This is a genomic window from Frateuria aurantia DSM 6220, assembly GCF_000242255.2.
In the GTDB taxonomy this organism is placed as follows: domain Bacteria; phylum Pseudomonadota; class Gammaproteobacteria; order Xanthomonadales; family Rhodanobacteraceae; genus Frateuria; species Frateuria aurantia.
In genome coordinates, this window is the sequence record NC_017033.1 from 247,260 (window position 1) to 265,169 (window position 17,910).

Consider the following 17,910-nt stretch of genomic DNA (forward strand, 5'->3'; position numbering starts at 1 on the left):
TAGTGGGGGTGTCGACCGACGCCGTCGCGCCTCGGCGCGGACAGGCACCGGTCCGGTGCAAACTGGACCCGAAGCTTAACGAGTTTGCCGCTCCAGCGCGAACCGGCGTCAGGCCCACGACGTGCGGAGCGGCTGTTCCTGAATAGGTCTTTTGGGCCATGGCCGCCATGAACCGGCCGGCCTATGCTCGGAAGACCATTCTTGCCTTGAACCGGGAGCTGCAATATGGATGTTCGTCGCCTGAAACCCTTGGCTTGCGGGGTCCTGTTGGGCCTGTCCGCGGTGAGCGGCCTTGCCATGGCCGAAACCGCGCCGGCGTCCGCCGTGCATGCCCCTGCCAGCTCGACGCTGCAGACGACCCTGGACAACGGTCTGCGGGTGGTGATCGTGCATGACCCGCTGGCACCGACGGTGACCACCCAGATCACCTATCAGGTGGGCAGTTATCAGGCGCCCGCCGGCTTTCCGGGTTCGGCGCACGCGTTGGAGCACATGATGTTCCGCGACAGTGCCGGCATGACCGGTGCCCAGCTCAATCAGATGACGGGCAAGATGGGGGCACAGAACAATGCCTTCACCACCAATGATGCCACCCAGTACTACTTCGTGGCGCCGGCGGCCTATCTCGATATCCTGCTGCATATCGAAGCCACTCGCATGCAGGGCCTGCTGGTGACCGACAAGGACTGGGCCGCCGAGCGCGGCGCGATCGAGCAGGAAGTGTCGCGGGATATTTCCAGTCCGGATTATCTGGCTTTCCAGAAAGCCGAGGCCAGCCTGTTCAAGGGCACGGGTTACGAGAATGACGCTCTGGGTTCCCGGCCGACCTTCGACGCGACCAAAGCCAGCCTGCTTCGTGACTTCCACAAGACTTGGTATGCGCCCAACAACGCGATCCTGGTGGTTGTCGGCGATGTTGATCCGCAGACGACCCTGGGCAAGATCAAGCAACTGTTCGGGACGATCCCGAAGCAGGCCCTGCCGCAGCGGGCACCGCTGAAGTTGCAGCCATTCAAAGCCCGGACCGTGCAGAGCACCACCCCGCAGGGCACCGGCTCGATCCAGGCGCTGTTTCGCGCGCCGGGGCTGAAGTCCAAGGATGCGGCGGCCTTTCAGGTTCTGCTGGATGTACTGAACAATCCACGCAGCTCGCTCTCGGCCTTGGCGGCCCAGGGCAAGGTGCTGGCGGCCGGCGCCCAGCTGCAGCCCTTTACCGAGGCCGGCATCGGCCTGGTCGAGGTGGACTTCGCCAAGGGAGCCGATCCGGTTCAGGCCCGCGCCGATATGGACGGGGTGCTGGCCGAGGTATTGAAGAACGGGGTTTCTCCCGAGCTGGTGGAGGCCGCCAAGCGTTCCGAACTGGCACAGAAGGAATTCAACAAGACCAGCGCGGTCACCCTTGCCAGTGCCTGGTCGCAGGCGCTGGCCTGGCAGGGTCTGAAGTCGCCGGACGAGGCCAGCGACCTCATCCATGCGGTGACCGTCGATGACGTCAATCGCGTCGCCAGGGAATGGCTGCAACCTGACCAGCGCTATACCGTGGTGCTGACGCCTGATCCGAACGGCAAGCGCCCGCCCGACAGCAGCGGCTTCGGCGGTTCGGAATCCTTCGGTGGCGACAACAAGCTGGACGGTCCGCTGCCGGAGTGGGCGGCCCGTTCACTGGGCCAGCTGTCGATGCCGCACTGGACCCTGGCACCGACGCGAACCGTACTGCCCAATGGCATCACTCTGATCGTGCAGCCCGAGACCATCAGCAAGACCGTGTCGGTATTCGGTCATATCGATGGCGATGAGCACCTGCAGGAGCCGGTTGGCAAGGACGGCGTCGGCCGGGTGCTGAACGGCATGTTCGACTATGGCACCACCGGCCTGGACCGCGAGGCCTTCCACAAGGCGCTGGATGCCTTGGCGGCACAGGAGCGTGGCGGCGCCGATTTCAGTCTGGAGGTACCCAGCGAAGGCTTTGACAAGGGCCTGCAACTGCTGGCCGACAATGTGCTGCATCCGGCGATGCCCGAATCGGCCTTCCAGGTCCAGCAGCAGAGTCTGGCCCGCGAACTGGCCGGCGCGATGCAGTCGCCGAACTACAAGACGATGCATGCCCTGTGGAAGGGCTTGCTGCCGGCAGGTGATCCCGGTCTGCGCGAGGCGACGCCGGCCACCGTGTCGTCGCTCAAGCTGGATGATGTCAAGGCCTATCACGCGCAGACCTTCCGCCCGGATCTGACCACCATCGTGGTGGTGGGGGACGTCAGCCCGGCCTCGGCCGCCAAGGCGGTCGGTCAATACTTCGGCCAGTGGCAGGCCAAGGGACCCAAGCCCGAGGTCACACCCAGGCCGGTACCGGTCAATCCGGCCGGTTTCACCTTGATTGCCAATCCCTATGCGGCGCAGGACACGGTGTTCCTGGCCCAGTCCCTGCAGATGAATCTGGCCAATCCTGATCGCTATGCCCTGCAGCTGGGCAATGAGGTATTGGGCGGCAATGGTTTTGCCTCGAGGCTGATGACCGATATCCGGGTCCGCCACGGCTATGCCTACGGTGCCGACTCGGGCCTGCAGATCCAGAAGAGCCGCAGCATCTTCTATGTCACCTATGGCAGTGACCCGTCCAAGGTCGGTCCGGTGGACGCTCTGGTACGCCAGAATCTGGAAAAGATGCGATCCACGCCGGTCGAAGCGCATGAGCTGGAAAATGCCCGACAGGCCCAGATCCGTTCGATTCCGCTCAGCGTTTCCAGTTTCCGCAGCATCGGTTCTTCGCTGCTGCGCTGGAGTTACAACGGCGAGCCGCTGGATCAGCCGATGGTGGCCGCGCGGCATTATCTGAGCCTGACAGCGCCTCAGGTCCAGGCCGCCTTCAAGCGCTATATCCTGCCGCAGCATCTGACCCAGGTGGTGCAGGGACCTGATCCGGTCAAGCACTGAGCCGGCGTGGGTGCCGCCGGTCGGCGGTGCCCGCGAATGCGACAAGGCCCGGGACCATGACGGTTCCGGGCCTTGTCGTTGCAGCGGGGCCAAGAGCGGCCGGGATTCAGGCCTTCTTTTTCTTCTTCATGAACTTCAGCGCGAAACGGGCCAGGGTCGGTGCCGTGGTCGGCCGCAGCAGGCGCTTGTCATAGCCGGAGAAGCGATGCTCGTCCTCGTCCAGGCACAGCTGCAGCAGCTCGGGCAGCGACAGGTCATCGGCCGTCATGGACTGAGCGCCGTTGACGGTGAAATTGTTGTCCTGGGTACGCTCGTTGCCGTCGCCGTCCAGTGAACGGGCCAGACCGATGCGCTCCCAGCCCAGGAAACAGTAGACGCGGAAAACCTTGAACTCGAAGCCGATGCGACGCCACCACGGCATGTTCTTGCGATGCCAGGCGACCCAGTTGGCGAACAGCAGGATATGTCGGCATTCTTCCTGCATCACCGGCTCGAACGTATCGATCAGCTCTTGCGGGAACAGGCCCGAGCGCTGGGCCACCTTGAACAGGCCGAAGGCAAAGAAACTGTCGATGCACTCGCTGTAGCCGGTGACCATATAGGCCCATTCGGCGTCGGTGGGATAGATGTAGGGCGGCTCCTTGACCAACGGAATCCCGTAATGGGTCACCATCTTGGACAGGACTTCCTTGTGCCGGTTTTCTTCCCAGGCATTCAGCGCCAGTGCCAGCCGCATGTCTTTGTCGGCCACGGTCTTGGCATAGGCGGCCATCCGCAGCCGGGCCTTGCCCTCGGTTTCCACGGCGATGTCCCAGATCGGCAGGGCGGTGATGCGCGCCAGCTCCTCGGGTGCCAGTTTCGGCCACTCCAGCACCGAAGGGCGGTAGGGATTGAAAGTTTCGCGGAACATCCGGCAGAGCTCATGCTTGTGGGTTTCCGAGCCTATCTTGAAGGGACCGGGCGTATCACTGGTCCAATAGCGCGAAACCTTGTCCGCTGCCTCGACCGCAGCAGGGTCGAAAGGCCCCGAGGGCAGCACCGGCGCGGTGAAACCGGGCACCATCGCCTCGGTGTCGAATACATCCACCATGTGATCCATATAAACAACTTCCAATGCGTTGGGGCGTTGAGGTGCGAACGCAGAAGAGTGGAGCCGGGAAGCACACAGACCGGCGGGGGCCGGCTGACCGCTGCAATCGCTGAGCGATTATAGCCTCCCGATATACTGTACTGGAAGGTACAGTGTCACAGTGGCTTGATCAGACCTCGCTGGGTCAGCCGGCATCTCCGTCGTGTCAGAAGACGACTTTCAAGGTCAGATTGCCCAGCCAGATGCCGGGACGCTGGATCAGGCCGCCCGGACGATCGATATATTCCACGCCGGGCCGGATCATCAGCCAGCGCCGCAGCCAAAGCGAATAGTTGACTTCATATTGTTTCTCGAAGGTCTGCACCGGCATGCCTGCATCGTCGAGGGGCAGGCTCTGCTGTTCGAACTGCTGCTGGCGGGGGTTGACGGTGAGCTTGCCGACGCCGATCGATGCCACGTCCTGGGGGCGGCTTTCGAACGGGCCCTGCATCTCGACACCGGTCATCCAGGCCTGGCTGTACTTGGCGGTGGCACGGTCGCCCTCGGACATGTCGGCGAACACGCTGAGCTGGCGATCCGGATTGCTGGCGGGTTGCCAGACGACCTGATCGGTATAGACATACCAGCCGGTTCGGCTGTTGCTCAGTCTGGCTTTGCCGCCATATACCGCCCTCGGCAGGCCGGCCATATTGGAATAGACGTCTTTGGCGCTGGAGGTGTCATAGTAGGCACCGACGAAATAGTGGCCAGGATAGTGATTGTCGGCCACGCCGGGGGTGATGCCTACTTCGAGCGGCAGAATCACTCCGGTGGTGCCGGCAAAGCTCAGCATGAAGCCTCGGCTGGCACGATTGTAGGTGGGATCGACCGTATAGACGCCGAATTCGCCATAGACCAGCGGTGTCGCCAGTCTGGCGCGGACACCCCAGGTGGCTTTAGGTGAATTGATCCATCCGCTGTCCATCGACAAGGTCAGCGGATGGCCGCAGAACACCAGACTCTGGAACTGGCAGAGCTGCGACTGGTGGCCGTACTGGTTGCCGATGGTGACGCGACCGGCCATCAGGTCGAAACCCTTGTTCGGCGAAGTGTATTCGTAGTTCATGGCGTACAGACGGACGTCCTGGCCGACACCGTAGATTTCCTGGACCTGGACGATGGTACCGAGTCGCGACAAACCCAGATCATGACCGGCGCGCTCGCCGAGTTTGAAATGGAAGCTCGAGCCGTTCCAGTGCCACAGTCTGGCCAGGTCGAAATCGGCCTCGATGGCGATCTGGTGGGTATAGGCACTGCCGTAATAACCGCCGCCGAAGGCCGATTCCGACTGGTAGTCGGCACCCAGGGCGATGCCCTTGTCCAGCAGCCGGCTGCGCAGGCCGCCCCAGTCACCGGTCAGGTACTTGCGCGAAGCTTTGCCGGTATAGGCGGGGGCCGGCTTTTGCTGAGGACCGCGTTGGTAATGATGCTGGTGGCTCTTGGGTGTCGGTGCGGAAGGACCATGGTCGGCGGTGGTGGCCGTCTGGCCCTGGCTGGCGCCTTGGGTGGTGGTCTGGTTCAGGCTTTGGGCCTGGGCCGCCGCCGAGGCAGCGAGCAAGAAGGTGGTGGCGCCGGCGAGGCCGGTGCAAGCCCGAACGAAATGCTTGATGTGCATAAGCCTGAAATTCGAATGGTGGGGTGGAATAAGTGCAGGTGCGCGGCATCGGTCAGCCATGGCCGACCTGACGGGACCGGCTGTCCATCAGCCGCAGGCACACCCCTTCTGGTTGGACATCATATGACATTATGTCGCCGCGGCAAATTGGCACCTATCATTGAGGTGCCTCGAGCAGACCGTCACAGGCTTGAAACTTCCGCTCCGTGAATGAGTTATGCTCAAAACGATGTCCGTGAAGTAACAGCAGGGAACACTTATGACGGAACGACTGCGTGGCCGATCCAGAAGCCTGTCCGATGTAGTGGTGGATGAACTGATGGAGCGGATCAATGCCGGTCGTTATCCGGTCGGCAGCCGCCTGCCGACCGAGCCGGAAATGATTGCCGATTTCAATGTCAGTCGGACCGTGATTCGCGAGGCCTTGTCACGACTCAAGGCCCGCAACCGGGTCGATACCCGCCATGGCGTGGGTACTTTTGTGCTGGCGCCACGCGAGCGCGAGTTCGAGCTGGGCGGGCAGGTCATCGTGCCCTCGACCCTGCTGGACGTGCTGGCCGTGCTGGAGGCCCGGGTCGGCCTGGAAGTGGAGGCGGCCGGCATGGCGGCTCAGCGCCGCAGTGACGAGCAGTTGCTGGCCATCGAGGCCGCCATGCGCGCCTTCCGTGCTGCCGTGAACACTCCGGAGATGGACACGGTCGATCCTGACATCCATTTCCACGAGGCGATTGCCGATGCTACCGGCAACCGCTTTATCCGCGAGATGCTGGGGCGGTTGGGCCAGGCGGCGATACCGCGTACCCGCAGCAATACCGAAAAGCATCTGCCGCGCTCCAGTTCGGGATTTCTGGAGCAGGTGCTGATCGAGCATCAGGCCATCCTGGATGCGATCCGGGTTCGCGACAAGGCGGCGGCATGCGAGGCCATGCGCCACCATCTGGCGCAATCGGTGGCCCGCCTGCAATCGGTCCGCAGCGAAATCGAGCGCCGCGAAAGCTGAGCCGGAAACATTTCGGCATGCACACCGCCGAGGGCTGTGGTATCTTGCCCCAGTCATATGATGACAATATCTGATGATGTCGTTGCGGTCGTGTATCCGGCGCAGGCCGGCTCCGGTCCATGACATGTCAGGGTGGGTCATGCCGGGACTGGAGGCTGGAGGATCAGCTCGATGGTCGGCGGAGCAGGTGATGACGGCGTGCCGTGATGCCTGTGCCGCGGTCCGATGCTCCTCCGGGATCTGTACCGACAAGGTCGGAGCCGCGACTCAGGCTCCGGTGACGACATACCCCTCCTGACAGGCCACGGAATCCGGTTTCGGCCGGAATCGCAGCGATGCCTGCTTCCCTGTCAGCTTGTTGAGGATGTGATCGTGAGCCAAGAACGCAAGCCGCCGGCCGCCCTGCCGAGTGTGGCGCGCCGACGTTTCATGAGTGGAACCGTGCTGGGTGTGGTAGCCGGCAATCTGGGCCTGGAATGGTCCGAACGCAGCGAAGCCGCTGTCCCTGCCGCGACGGAAGAAGCGCCTGCGGAGTTTCTCTCGGTCTCCGCACAGCTGACCGGCGTCGATAACCTCTCGCCTTCCGTGGCTGGCCGTCTGTATGCCGCGTTGGTTGCCGATGACGGCGGCTTTCGCGACGCCGTGAAGGTCCTGGCCGGTTTTATCGTCAAGGCCGGGGGCGTGGAAGATCTCCAGCAGCAGCTGGATGCAGCGCAGTCGGCCGTCGCGCCCTTGCCACGCAAGATTGTCACCGCCTGGTATACAGGCATCGTCGGCGACGGACTGCATGCCCGCTGCATCGCCTACGAAGACACCCTGATGAACACCACCGTGGCCGAACATCTGCAGCCGCAGAGTTATTCACTGGGCAACTACGGTGCCTGGGCCAAGCAGCCCGTCTGAGGATCGATCAAATGACTGCACAACTGTCCGCCGACATCGTCGTGATCGGCTCGGGAATCTGCGGCTCGCTGGCCGCTCGTCAGCTCGCCGCCAAGGGCGCTTCGGTGCTGATGCTGGAAAGCGGCCCGCGCATCGATCGCGGCCTGATCGTCTCCAATTTCCGCAATTCGCCGCGCAAGGCCGACTTCATGTCGCCCTATCCCAGCTCGCCATGGTCGCCGCACCCGCTGTACGGCGTGGTCGACAATCACTATCTGGAACAGGCCGGCCCCTATCCCTACAAGGCCCAGTACATCCGGGGCGTGGGCGGCACTTCCTGGCATTGGGCCGCCCAGGCCTGGCGCTTCGTGCCCAATGACTTCCGCATCCAGTCGCTTTATGGCGTAGGCCGTGACTGGCCGATCAGCTATGACGAACTGGAGCCCTTCTATTACCAGGCCGAAGTGTTGATGGGCGTTTCCGGACCTGTCAACAACGGCTCGCCGCGCAGCAAGCCTTTCCCGATGGAGCCGGTCGCCGAATCCTGGGCCCAGAAGCGCTTCCGCGAACAGATCGCCCCGCTGGGTTATGACCTGATCGTCAATACCACGGCCCGCAACAGCCGCAACTACGATGGACGTCCAGCCTGCTGTGGCAACAACAATTGCATGCCGATCTGTCCGATCGATGCCCAGTATCACGGCGGCATTGCGGCCCAGTCGGCCGAGCATGCCGGTGTCAAGCTGGTGGAAAATGCCGTGGTCTACCGCATCGAAGCCGATGCGGCAGGCAAGATCGCGGCCGTGCACTATTACGACCCCAACAAGCAGTCGGTGCGGGTCATCGCCAAGCAGTTCCTGCTGGCAGCCAACGGCATCGAGTCGCCCAAGCTGCTGCTGCTCTCCAGCGACGACAAGCATCCCCAGGGCATCGCCAACAGTTCGGGCATGGTCGGTCGCCATCTGATGGACCATCCTAGCAACAAGTACATCTTCGAGACCGAAGAGCCGTTGTGGCCGGGACGCGGTCCTATGAGTCCGGGCTCGATCGGCAAGTTCCGTGACGGTGAGTTCCGCAAGCAGATGGCCGCGGCCCGTATCGATCTGAACATGCCTTCCCAGGTGGCTCCGGTCGCCCAGGATCTGATCAAGCAGGGCATCTACGGCAAGGCGCTGCAGGAACAGTTCCAGCATCGCGCCGCCCGCCAGTTCTCGCTGAAGTCGGTGACCGAAATTCTTCCGGATCCGGAAAACCGCATCGTGCTCAGCGACAACAAGGATGCAATGGGCATCCCCAAGCCGCGCGTGCACTATCACATGAGCGACTATGTCAACCGCTCGATGGACATGCTCAAGCCCATCTATGCCGAGATCATCAAGGCGATGGGCGGCACCAACATCCGCAGCAATCCGGATGGGGTCTACGACAACAACCAGCACATCACCGGCACCATGAGCATGGGCAACGACCCGAAGAATTCGGTGGTCGATGCCTGGGGCCGGACCCATGACCACGAGAACCTGTTCATTGCCAGCACCGGCGTGATGCCGACGGCGGGCACCTGCAACTCCACCCTGACGGCCGTGGCGCTGGCCTTGCGCACGGCCTCCAAGATGGGAGCGGCCAGCTGATGAAGAACCGGACTTCCACATCGCTGACCCGTCTGCGACGGCTGCTGCCCATGGGACTGCTGGCGGCCTGGATCGCGGTTCCTGCACACGCCCAGGATGCCTTCTTGCAACTGGGCGAGAAACTGGCGACCCAGGGCGATTGCGTGGCCTGTCATACCGCACCGGGTGGCAAGCCTTTCGCCGGGGGACTGGCCATTCACTCCCCCCTTGGAACCATCTACTCCAGCAATATCACCCCATCGAAAACGGCCGGTATCGGCAACTACTCGCTGCAGCAGTTTGCTGCCGCCGTGCGTGAAGGCGTGCGTGGCGACGGCGCCCATCTGTATCCGGCGATGCCGTATACCTCCTATGCCAAGATCACCGATCAGGATATGGCGGCGCTGTACGCCTATTTCATGAAGGGTGTAAAGCCGGTGGACGCGAAGGCCACGCCGACGGCCTTGCCCTTTCCCTTCAACATCCGCCTGTCGATGGCCTTCTGGAATGCGATCTATCTTGATCGCAAGCCGTTGCAGGCGGCCCCCGGCATGAGTGCGGATGCCGCACGCGGTCAGTATCTCGGCATCGCGCTGGAACATTGCGATACCTGCCATACACCGCGGGACTTCATGATGGGCGAGAAGAGCGGGCAGGCACTGGCCGGGGCTTCGCTGGGCACCTGGTATGCGCCGAATATCACCTCCGATCCGGTCAGTGGTATCGGTGGCTGGTCGGTGGATGAGCTGGTCAGTTATCTGAAGACCGGTCAGGCGCCGGGCAAGGCTCAGGCGGCGGGGCCGATGCAAGAGGCGATCGACCACAGCCTGCGGCATCTCGATGATCAGGATCTGCGGGATATCGCCTTGTGGTTGAAGTCGACATCGCCGGTCCGCGATCCTGCGGACAGCAAGCCGGCGTTTGCGTGGGGGCAGGTCAACGACCAGTTGGCCACGATCCGTGGTCAGGCCTTGCCGGATGACAAGAACGCGATGAGCGGGCCTCAGCTGTATGACGCCTACTGCTCAAGCTGCCATCGCCCGGCGGGCGAGGGTTCCGGTGACGGTCTGCCTTCGCTGTTCCACAACACCACCCTGGGCCATGACACAGCGGACAATGTGGTGATGGCCATGCTCAATGGCGTGGACCGCGGCGGGTATTCGGAAAACGTGCTGATGCCGGCCTTCGGCGGCAACCTCTCCGATGCCCAGATCACCACCCTGGCCAATTTCCTGCTGAAGTCCTGGGGCCGCCCCGATGTGCAGGTCAGCCAGGCACGGGTCGCCGAGCTGCGGGCGGGCGGGGCGCCATCGCCACTGCTGTCGCTGGCTCGCTACGGCATGATAGCCGGAGGCATCGTGGTGCTGTTGCTGATTGCGATGCTGGCGCGTCGTCGGCGTCGGTAAGCGGCAGCCTCCAGCAAAGCGGGAAGGCCGCTTTTGCCAAGCCGGATGGTCTTGCCATCCGGCTTTTTCATACCCTGACCTGGCCGTCGTCGCCAACGCCGGCAGGGACTCGCCTCAGCGGCGTACGCCTTGTACGCCATCGAGCACCAGCTCGCTCTTGAAGCCGGCTTTTTCCAGTCGTGTCGCGACTTCGCGGGGCACATCCCGGCCGCTGGTCAGCTTGTTGGGGCTGCCGGTGTAATGGAACAGTCGGCCGCCGGGGCGCAGAACCCGTGCCAACTGATGATAGAAGGCCTGCGAATACAGTTCACCGGCGATGCCGAATCGCGGAGGATCATGCAGCAAGGCATCGATCGAGGCGTCGGGCAGGCTCAGGATTGCTTGCGAGCTGTCGCCATGGCGCAGGTCCAGCCGACCCTCCGAGGTCTCGGGATCGGGTGACCAGCTGTTGAGCTGACGCAGCCACAGCACATCGGGATTTTTCTCGAAGGAAATGATCCGGCCCACCCCCGCTTCCAGCGCACAGGCCGCGAAATAGCCCAGCCCGCCGCAGGTATCCAGCACGGTCTTGCCGGCCGGCGCAATCAGGGCGACTTTGCGGCGAGCATCGTCGAACGGTGATTCCTTGGCGGATGGCAGCATCTTGATGCCGTCGATCTCGAAGGTGGGAGCGCCCCATTCGGTAGGGACCAGCTTGATCAGAGCGCCGTTGAAGCGGGCGATCGGGCAGAAGTCTTCGCTATCCCAGTAATAGATGCTGCGGTCCTTCAACTTGGCGGGATAGGGGTAGGCCTGTCCCTGCCATTGCCAGTGCTCCGCACCCAGTTCGGCGGAGCTGGTCGTGCGGCCGAGATCAAAGGAGGCCTGGATATCGGCGGCACCGCCTTCTCTGGCCTTGCGGATCAGCTGCAGCAGCGGGAGGGTAAGCAGGGGGCCGGAATAATGGGGCACGGCGAACAACCTTGTGGAAGCCCTGTACGGTAGCAAATCGGCGAACGGCTGTCCGGCGAGCGCGGCCGGGTCCATCAACAGACCGCTCTCCGGATCAGGCTTCGCCAGGCTTTCAGTCTTTGGTTGCCAGCTTGTCGGCGGTGCGTTGTTCGAAGTCGGAGACATCATGCCGTTCCGGCAACTGCTCTTCCAGCGGCCCCGTCACTTTGTTGACCATGCGTCCGCGCCGCACGGCGGGGCGTTGCAGCAAGCGATCGGCCCAGGCGATGACATGGGAATACTCCTGCACCTGCAGGAATTCGGCAGCACCGTACAGCCAGCCCTTCACCAGGCCGCCGTACCAGGGGAAGATCGCCATGTCGGCGATGCTGTAGCTGTCTCCCGCGACATAAGGGACCTCGGCCAGGCGGCGGTTCAGCACGTCCAGCTGACGCTTGGTCTCCATCGCGTAGCGATTGATGGGATATTCCAGCTTCAGCGGTGCATAGGCGTAGAAGTGCCCGAAGCCGCCACCGGCGAAAGGCGCGCTGCCCATCTGCCAGAACAGCCAGTTCAGGCATTCGGTGCGCCCGGCCAGATCGCGGGGAATGAATTCCCCGAATTTTTCGGCCAGATACAGCAGGATGGAACCGGACTCGAACACCCGCAGCGGCGGCTGCTGGCTGTGATCGATCAGGGCGGGAATCTTCGAATTGGGATTGGCTTCGACGAAGCCCGAGCCGAACTGCTCGCCCTGGTTGATCCGGATCAGCCAGGCATCGTATTCGGCCCCGGTATGGCCCAGCGCCAGCAATTCTTCCAGCAGGATGCTGACCTTCACCCCATTCGGTGTGGCCAGCGAATACAGCTGCAGGGGGTGCTTTCCCACCGGCAGAACCTGCTCATGGGTGGCGCCGGCCACCGGCCGGTTGATATGGGCGAACTGGCCGCCTTCGGCGGCTTGCCAGCGCCATACGCTGGGCGGAGTGTATTCGGCGGTGCTCATCGGGCTCCAGAATCGAACGAGTACAAGCAAGCTTCCAGAGTAGCCTTGCAACCCCGGATGTTCCAGCTGCGAGCGTCGAATCGCGGAGACGAGGCATACTCGACGGTCTAGAACATGGTATTGCCGTTTTCGGCGGTGGCAGGCACATCCTGTACCGAATCCCAGTGTTCAACGATGCGGCCGTGGCTGACACGGAAGATGTCGACGATGGCGCGTCCGCGATCATCCGGGTCGGCGGTGCTGTGCACCCGCAGAAAGACCCGGTCACCGAAACTGCCGTATTGCGAAATGCTGGCGCTGGCCTGGGGGTGCCGGGCGAAGTAGCTGGTGAAATGGCTGACAAAGGCGGCTCGGCCATCGGCCACGTTCGGGTTGTGCTGGATATAGTCGGGTGCAACGACCCGGTAGGCCGCGGCGATGTCATGCCGGGCGAAGAAGTCCAGATAGAACTGGTGGACCAGTTGCAGGTTGGCCTGCTCCTGCTGGAGATCGCGCGGTTGCGGAATGGCATCCGGTGGCGGCAGCGGTGGTGTGCCGGCCATGGCCGGATGCAAGGCGGCGCAGGTGCTGATACCGATGAGCAGCCCCAGGACTGTCGGCAGACGTGGCGGCATGGTTTCACTCCCTGAAGTTGGACGAAGCCCGGATATGGCCGGTCCACGATGGCAGGCTGTATGTCGTTGCGGGGTCAAGGGCGTCGCCGCTCCCGATGGCGCATGTCGACCCCTCCGTCGTTGCCTGGTGCATGGTGTTGCGAATCCTCGAAGATGCGGTGCCTTCCGCTCGGCGAGCTTGATGGCTGCGGCGGGGAGGGCGCCGGGAGGCCTTGCCTCTGTCCATGCAATTTGCCCGTCGAGGCTGATCCGGGGAGTGCCCGCTGCTGTCGGCATCTCCGCCGGTGGTCCTGGAGGCATTCGCCGGGATCGGCGGCTCGACCCTCGCGCCCGGTCGGCGGCGGCCGTTCTATACTGTGGTCGGCAACACACCAGGCAGGTGAATCATGGCCAGTGCCATCCCTTCGATCCGGATCAAGCGCGTCTATGCCGCAGCAGAGGCGGAGGACGGAGCCCGTGTGCTGGTGGATCGTCTCTGGCCCCGCGGCATCAGCAAGGCCAGAGCGGCGCTGGATCTGTGGTTCAAGGAGATTGCCCCCAGTCCCGGCCTGCGTGCATGGTTTCATCAGGATCCAGCGCATTGGCCGGCCTTTGCCGAGCGTTATCGAGCCGAGCTGGATCGCCATCCGGCGGCAGTGGAGCAGCTGGCCGAATTTGCCCGAAAGGGCAGGCTGACCTTGATCTATGCAGCGCATGATCCCGAGCACAACCATGCTCTGGTGCTGGCAGATTATCTGCGGGCTTGTCTTGCCGAAGCTTGAGCGCTGACCTGGCCAGAGCCGGAGGTCACGGGTTGCTGTCCGCTGCAGAGTCTGCCGATGCTCTTGCAGCATGCCTCATCCGTGTACGTGAGCGGCTCAGACCGTGACGTCCAGCCGCGAGGAGGTGCTTCGGTGCGGGTCCTTCTTCTCGGGGACGGCCCGGGTTTCGGCAGCATCGGTGCCGCCTGTGCCTTGAGCCAGCTGCAGCTGGCTGGCCGTGGTCTGAGCCGTCTGCGAGGACTGGCTGGTCGAGGACGGGATGCCCGAGGCCATCACCTGCTGGCTCTGCACCTGGGTTACCTCGGCCTGCAACATGGCCAGTTCGGCCTGCAGTGCCGAAGCCTGGATCTGCTTGTCCTGGGCGCTTGCACTGCTTTTCTGGATGCTTTCCAGCTGCTTTTGAACGTTCTTGATCTGCTGGGCCAGCTTGCGCAATTGGGACGAGGCATCCCCGCCACCTTGAGTGGAGCTGGACGAGCCGCGACTGGACGAGCCGCGAATGGAGCTGATGCCGGAAATGGTAGCCATGAATGGCTTATCGGCTGCATCCGGTATTTCTTGAGCAGGGATGCCGAGGAGGAGGCGATGGAGTCGGGCTGATGTGCAGGCAAGGATCGCCGTCGCGGCTGTTCGCATCTGTGGTGGAGCACACGTGTCCGGTCGGCCCGGCTTGAGTTTGTCTGCCCGTGCTTCGTCCTGATCAGGTACCTTCCAGTCCCTCCGGACCGGATGCATCGAGGGCATGATTCCCTGCATTTTTCCGATGCAGTGATGGATGATCAGTGGTCTTGAAAGTATGAAGATCTAGACGTCCATACAGTATGAAAAAGGCTGGTCCCGGCGCCCGGGCATCCGATGTGCTTCGGTCTCGCGACCCGCAATTGTGAACAATATGCTGCCCGGATGTTGCCAGGACAGCAGATCCCGGTCAGCGCATGACCACATGAAAAGTATTCACTTCAACGCACTGCAACGGTGTGGCCTTATCCAAGCCAGAGGTTGTCACTCTTTTCATTGATAGATGTCCATATTATTCATGGCAATTGCCTTCCAGTATGGAGCCACCGCGCTGGGTGGCGCGATCAATCTGCATACCGACTATCGCCTTTTATGCATGCCTTCCGTCACCGGCCGGATGGCCGGAGGCGAGATCGCCTTAGCCGCTTCGAGGTTGTCATGAGTATCCCCGCCCCACGTCATCATGCCTTTGCGCAGGAATCGTCCACGTCCGGTGATGCGCTGCTGGCGCATTTCCAGCCCGTGTTCGACCGGATCGCGGAGGGTGCCGTGCAGCGCGAACAGCAGCGCGAACTGGCCTATGAGCCGGTGGCCTGGTTGCGCGAGGCCGGCCTGGGTTCAGTGCGTGTGCCGCGCGATGCCGGTGGTTTCGGTGCCAGTCTGCCCCAGCTGTTCGGTCTGATCCGCGCGTTGGGCGCCGCCGATTCCAATCTGCCGCAGATCTGGCGGGCGCACTTCGGTTTTGTCGAAACCCTGTTCCAGCCCGACAAGGCCGAGGTACGCGATCGCTGGTTCGAGCGCATCGCGGCCGGAGCCGTCTTTGGTGCCGCCATGGCCGAGCGCGGGCCGGCCACCGAGAATACCGTGCGAATCACCCCACTGGGAGATGGCAGCTGGCGGCTGGACGGCAGCAAGTTCTACAGCACCGGCAGCTTGTATGCCGACTGGCTGTCGGTGTCGGCCGCCGAGGGTGACGAGCATCTGGGGCTGGCGATTCCGGCGAATGCCGAGGGCGTGGAGCGGCTCGATGATTGGGACGGTTTCGGTCAGCAACTGACCGGCAGCGGCTCAACCCATTTCCATGGGGTGCGATTGCAGCAGGAACATATCCTGTGGCGCCAGCCCTCGTCCGAGGAGCGGCCCGATTCCTATCTGACGGCGTTCTACCAGACCGTGCATCTGGCCACTCTGGCTGGGATCGCCGAGGCCATTCGCAAGGATGCGATCCGCTTTGTCCAGGCCAGAACCCGGGTATTCGGCGTTCCCGGACAGGCCAGTCCGAGGCATGATCCGCTGGTGCAGCGGGTGGTGGGGCGGCTGGCCAGTATCGATTTTGCGGCCGAGAGCCTGGTGCGCAGCGTGGCCGAGCAGCTGCAGCTGATTCATGAGGCCGTACGGGAAGGGCGGGCGCGGACACCGGCATTTATCCAGGCCGATCTGGCGGCCTGGCAGGCTCAACAGGTACTGATTCCACTGGTGCTGGAAGCCGCCAACCTGTTGTTCGAGGTCGGCGGCGCCTCGGCCACTGCCCGTTCACGGGCCTTGGACCGGCACTGGCGCAACGCCAGGACCCTGGCTTCCCACAATCCGGCGATCCTGCGCGAGCGGGCCTTGGGTGACTATTATCTCAATGGCGTGCGGCCGCGCGAGGTCTGGTTCAACGGCCGGGTCACCCCGCAGGGCACAACCGCAGGCGAGGACGAACCGGCAACGGCGAATTCGCCCTCGACCGGGGAGCGCCGGGTATGAGCAAGCGCCTGCATGTCAATCTGTTCGAGATGAATTGCGTCAGCCATATCGTCCATGGCATGTGGGTACATCCGGACAACCAGCGGCATCGCTTCAATGATCTGGATTACTGGACCGAGCTGGCCCGGTTGCTGGAATACGGCACCTTCGACGGCCTGTTTCTGGCCGATGTGATCGGAGCTTATGACAGCTTCGGCCAAGGGCCGCGTGCGGCCCTGGAAGAGGCGATGCAGATCCCCAGCAATGATCCGCTGCTGCTGATTCCGGCGATGGCCCAGGTCACGCGCCATCTCGGCTTCGGCGCCACCTTTTCCACGACCTACGAGCCGCCGTTCGCCTTTGCCCGGCGCATGAGCACGCTGGACCATCTGACCCGCGGCCGGGTCGGCTGGAACATCGTGACGTCGTATCTGCCCAATGCCGCCCGCAATTTCGGTCTTCCGGGCGAGGTGCCGCATGACCATCGCTACGAGATCGCCGATGAATTCATGGACGTGCTGTACAAGCTGTGGGAAGGCTCCTGGGATGACGATGCGGTGATCCGGGACCGGGATCGCAAGATCTATACCGACCCGGACAAGGTGCGGGCCATCAACCATGAAGGCGCCTTTTTCAAGGTCGCCGGGCCGCACCTCTGCCAGCCCTCGCCGCAGCGCACGCCGGTGCTGTTCCAGGCTTCGGGTTCGCCGGCCGGTCTCGAATTTGCCGCGCGTCATGCCGAGGTGGTGTTTACCGGCGGCCTGACAGCTCAGGACGTGCGCCGCAATATCGCGTCCACCCGTGCCAGGGTCCGGGCCTTGGGCCGCGACCCGCAGGCCATCAAGTTCCTGGTCCAGGCCGGAGTGATTGTCGGGCGCAACGATGAAGCGGTGGCCAGCAAACTGGATGCCTATCGTCAGCTGATGAGCGTACGGGGGGCCTTGGTGCATGCCCAATCGGAAATCGATCTGCTGGCCTGGCCGCCGGAAACACCCATCTCGACCGTGACTGCAGGCCGTGGGCAGGGCCGTGCCGGCGGCATCGGTCGCGGAGTGCTGGCCGGTTTCGATCCGCAGCTGACCGTAGGGCAGGTGCTGAGGCAGCTGGAATCCTTTGACCGAGACCGTTATTTCGTGGCCGGCACGCCTTCGGTGGTGGCCGATACCATCGAGCGCTGGCTGGACGAGGATGATATCGACGGGATCAATCTGCGCCAGTACATGTCCTTTGAAACCGCCCGCGACTTTATCGAGCTGGTGGTACCCGAACTGCGCAGGCGTGGCCGTTTCCGCGAGTCCTATCAAGAGGGCGAAACCCTGCGCGAACGGCTGTTCGGGGCTGGCCAGGCCAGACTGCCGGCCGAGCATTACGGCGCGCGTTATCGTGATCCGGCGAATTTGGCGATCCCGGGGCAGCCCTTGCGCTTCGACCCGCCGGTCTCCCGGGCGGTGCCCGTCGGATGAAGGAATGGTCGCGAAAAACCGGATGCCGTGCGGCTCTGATCGGTGCCTGCAGCGCATGGCTGGCGGGCTGCTCGACATCATCTTCGCCCTCGGACAG

General features: G+C 63.2%; 14 protein-coding genes. 8 read left to right on the forward strand and 6 right to left on the reverse strand.

Going from position 1 to position 17,910, the window contains the following annotated elements; all coding sequences use genetic code 11:
• Positions 1–225: 225 nt before the first annotated feature.
• A complete protein-coding gene (locus FRAAU_RS01035; RefSeq protein ID WP_014401711.1) occupies positions 226–2,931 on the forward strand; it encodes a M16 family metallopeptidase in 2,706 nt (901 codons plus the stop codon).
• A gap of 106 nt (positions 2,932–3,037) precedes the next feature.
• On the opposite strand, the gene FRAAU_RS01040 is transcribed toward FRAAU_RS01035, so the two are convergent.
• Both FRAAU_RS01040 and FRAAU_RS01045 read right to left on the reverse strand, forming a co-directional pair.
• Positions 3,038–4,021 carry a ferritin-like domain-containing protein gene (locus tag FRAAU_RS01040; RefSeq protein ID WP_245546421.1) on the reverse strand — a complete coding sequence of 328 codons (984 nt, stop codon included), beginning with the start codon at positions 4,019–4,021 and terminating at the stop codon, positions 3,038–3,040.
• Positions 4,022–4,226: 205 nt separating this feature from the next.
• Positions 4,227–5,675: a carbohydrate porin gene (locus FRAAU_RS01045; RefSeq protein ID WP_014401713.1), complete on the reverse strand. Its 1,449-nt coding sequence runs from the start codon at positions 5,673–5,675 to the stop codon at positions 4,227–4,229.
• Between the two features lie 259 nt (positions 5,676–5,934).
• Between FRAAU_RS01045 and FRAAU_RS01050 the strand changes: the two genes are divergently transcribed.
• The 4 genes from FRAAU_RS01050 to FRAAU_RS01065 all read left to right on the forward strand — a co-directional run bounded on the left by FRAAU_RS01050 (position 5,935) and on the right by FRAAU_RS01065 (position 10,573).
• On the forward strand, positions 5,935–6,675 hold the full coding sequence (locus FRAAU_RS01050) for a FadR/GntR family transcriptional regulator (protein WP_014401714.1): 741 nt from the start codon (positions 5,935–5,937) through the stop codon (positions 6,673–6,675).
• 372 nt (positions 6,676–7,047) lie between these two features.
• Entirely contained in the window at positions 7,048–7,578 is a 531-nt protein-coding gene (locus FRAAU_RS01055; protein WP_014401715.1) for a sorbitol dehydrogenase family protein, read from the forward strand.
• Positions 7,579–7,589: 11 nt separating this feature from the next.
• Complete coding sequence (locus FRAAU_RS01060) at positions 7,590–9,188, forward strand: GMC family oxidoreductase (protein WP_014401716.1); 1,599 nt, start codon at positions 7,590–7,592, stop codon at positions 9,186–9,188.
• Complete coding sequence (locus FRAAU_RS01065) at positions 9,188–10,573, forward strand: cytochrome c (protein ID WP_014401717.1); 1,386 nt, start codon at positions 9,188–9,190, stop codon at positions 10,571–10,573. Before FRAAU_RS01060 ends, FRAAU_RS01065 begins: the two co-directional genes overlap by 1 nt.
• 114 nt (positions 10,574–10,687) lie before the next feature.
• On the opposite strand, the gene FRAAU_RS01070 is transcribed toward FRAAU_RS01065, so the two are convergent.
• The 3 genes from FRAAU_RS01070 to FRAAU_RS01080 all read right to left on the reverse strand — a co-directional run bounded on the left by FRAAU_RS01070 (position 10,688) and on the right by FRAAU_RS01080 (position 13,123).
• Entirely contained in the window at positions 10,688–11,524 is an 837-nt protein-coding gene (locus FRAAU_RS01070; RefSeq protein WP_041270701.1) for a class I SAM-dependent methyltransferase, read from the reverse strand.
• 112 nt (positions 11,525–11,636) lie between these two features.
• Entirely contained in the window at positions 11,637–12,509 is an 873-nt protein-coding gene (gene yghU, locus FRAAU_RS01075; protein WP_014401719.1) for a glutathione-dependent disulfide-bond oxidoreductase, read from the reverse strand.
• A 107-nt stretch (positions 12,510–12,616) separates the two neighbouring features.
• Positions 12,617–13,123: a nuclear transport factor 2 family protein gene (locus FRAAU_RS01080; protein WP_014401720.1), complete on the reverse strand. Its 507-nt coding sequence runs from the start codon at positions 13,121–13,123 to the stop codon at positions 12,617–12,619.
• Between the two features lie 386 nt (positions 13,124–13,509).
• Here FRAAU_RS01080 and FRAAU_RS01085 point away from each other — a divergent pair, with 386 nt between their 5' ends.
• Positions 13,510–13,884, forward strand: a complete 375-nt coding sequence (locus FRAAU_RS01085) for a DUF488 domain-containing protein (RefSeq protein WP_014401721.1) — start codon at positions 13,510–13,512, stop codon at positions 13,882–13,884.
• 96 nt (positions 13,885–13,980) lie between these two features.
• Here FRAAU_RS01085 and FRAAU_RS16280 read toward each other — a convergent pair whose 3' ends face one another.
• Complete coding sequence (locus tag FRAAU_RS16280) at positions 13,981–14,412, reverse strand: FlxA-like family protein (RefSeq protein ID WP_014401722.1); 432 nt, start codon at positions 14,410–14,412, stop codon at positions 13,981–13,983.
• Between the two features lie 648 nt (positions 14,413–15,060).
• Here FRAAU_RS16280 and FRAAU_RS01095 point away from each other — a divergent pair.
• Both FRAAU_RS01095 and FRAAU_RS01100 read left to right on the forward strand, forming a co-directional pair.
• Positions 15,061–16,371, forward strand: a complete 1,311-nt coding sequence (locus FRAAU_RS01095; protein ID WP_014401723.1) for an acyl-CoA dehydrogenase family protein — start codon at positions 15,061–15,063, stop codon at positions 16,369–16,371.
• A complete protein-coding gene (locus FRAAU_RS01100) occupies positions 16,368–17,813 on the forward strand; it encodes an LLM class flavin-dependent oxidoreductase (RefSeq protein WP_014401724.1) in 1,446 nt (481 codons plus the stop codon). The genes FRAAU_RS01095 and FRAAU_RS01100 overlap by 4 nt, the downstream gene beginning before the upstream one ends.
• Positions 17,814–17,910: the final 97 nt, after the last annotated feature.

What these genes read in the sequence shown, in the direction of transcription:
- FRAAU_RS01100 (WP_014401724.1), top strand. Translation starts at nt 16,368, where the DNA reads ATGAGCAAGCGCCTGCATGTCAATCTGTTCGAGATGAATTGCGTCAGC.
- FRAAU_RS16280 (WP_014401722.1), bottom strand. Translation starts at nt 14,412, where the DNA reads ATGGCTACCATTTCCGGCATCAGCTCCATTCGCGGCTCGTCCAGTCGC.
- FRAAU_RS01080 (WP_014401720.1), bottom strand. Translation starts at nt 13,123, where the DNA reads ATGCCGCCACGTCTGCCGACAGTCCTGGGGCTGCTCATCGGTATCAGC.
- FRAAU_RS01065 (WP_014401717.1), top strand. Translation starts at nt 9,188, where the DNA reads ATGAAGAACCGGACTTCCACATCGCTGACCCGTCTGCGACGGCTGCTG.
- FRAAU_RS01035 (WP_014401711.1), top strand. Translation starts at nt 226, where the DNA reads ATGGATGTTCGTCGCCTGAAACCCTTGGCTTGCGGGGTCCTGTTGGGC.
- FRAAU_RS01040 (WP_245546421.1), bottom strand. Translation starts at nt 4,021, where the DNA reads ATGGTGGATGTATTCGACACCGAGGCGATGGTGCCCGGTTTCACCGCG.
- FRAAU_RS01050 (WP_014401714.1), top strand. Translation starts at nt 5,935, where the DNA reads ATGACGGAACGACTGCGTGGCCGATCCAGAAGCCTGTCCGATGTAGTG.
- yghU (WP_014401719.1), bottom strand. Translation starts at nt 12,509, where the DNA reads ATGAGCACCGCCGAATACACTCCGCCCAGCGTATGGCGCTGGCAAGCC.
- FRAAU_RS01095 (WP_014401723.1), top strand. Translation starts at nt 15,061, where the DNA reads ATGAGTATCCCCGCCCCACGTCATCATGCCTTTGCGCAGGAATCGTCC.
- FRAAU_RS01045 (WP_014401713.1), bottom strand. Translation starts at nt 5,675, where the DNA reads ATGCACATCAAGCATTTCGTTCGGGCTTGCACCGGCCTCGCCGGCGCC.
- FRAAU_RS01060 (WP_014401716.1), top strand. Translation starts at nt 7,590, where the DNA reads ATGACTGCACAACTGTCCGCCGACATCGTCGTGATCGGCTCGGGAATC.
- FRAAU_RS01085 (WP_014401721.1), top strand. Translation starts at nt 13,510, where the DNA reads ATGGCCAGTGCCATCCCTTCGATCCGGATCAAGCGCGTCTATGCCGCA.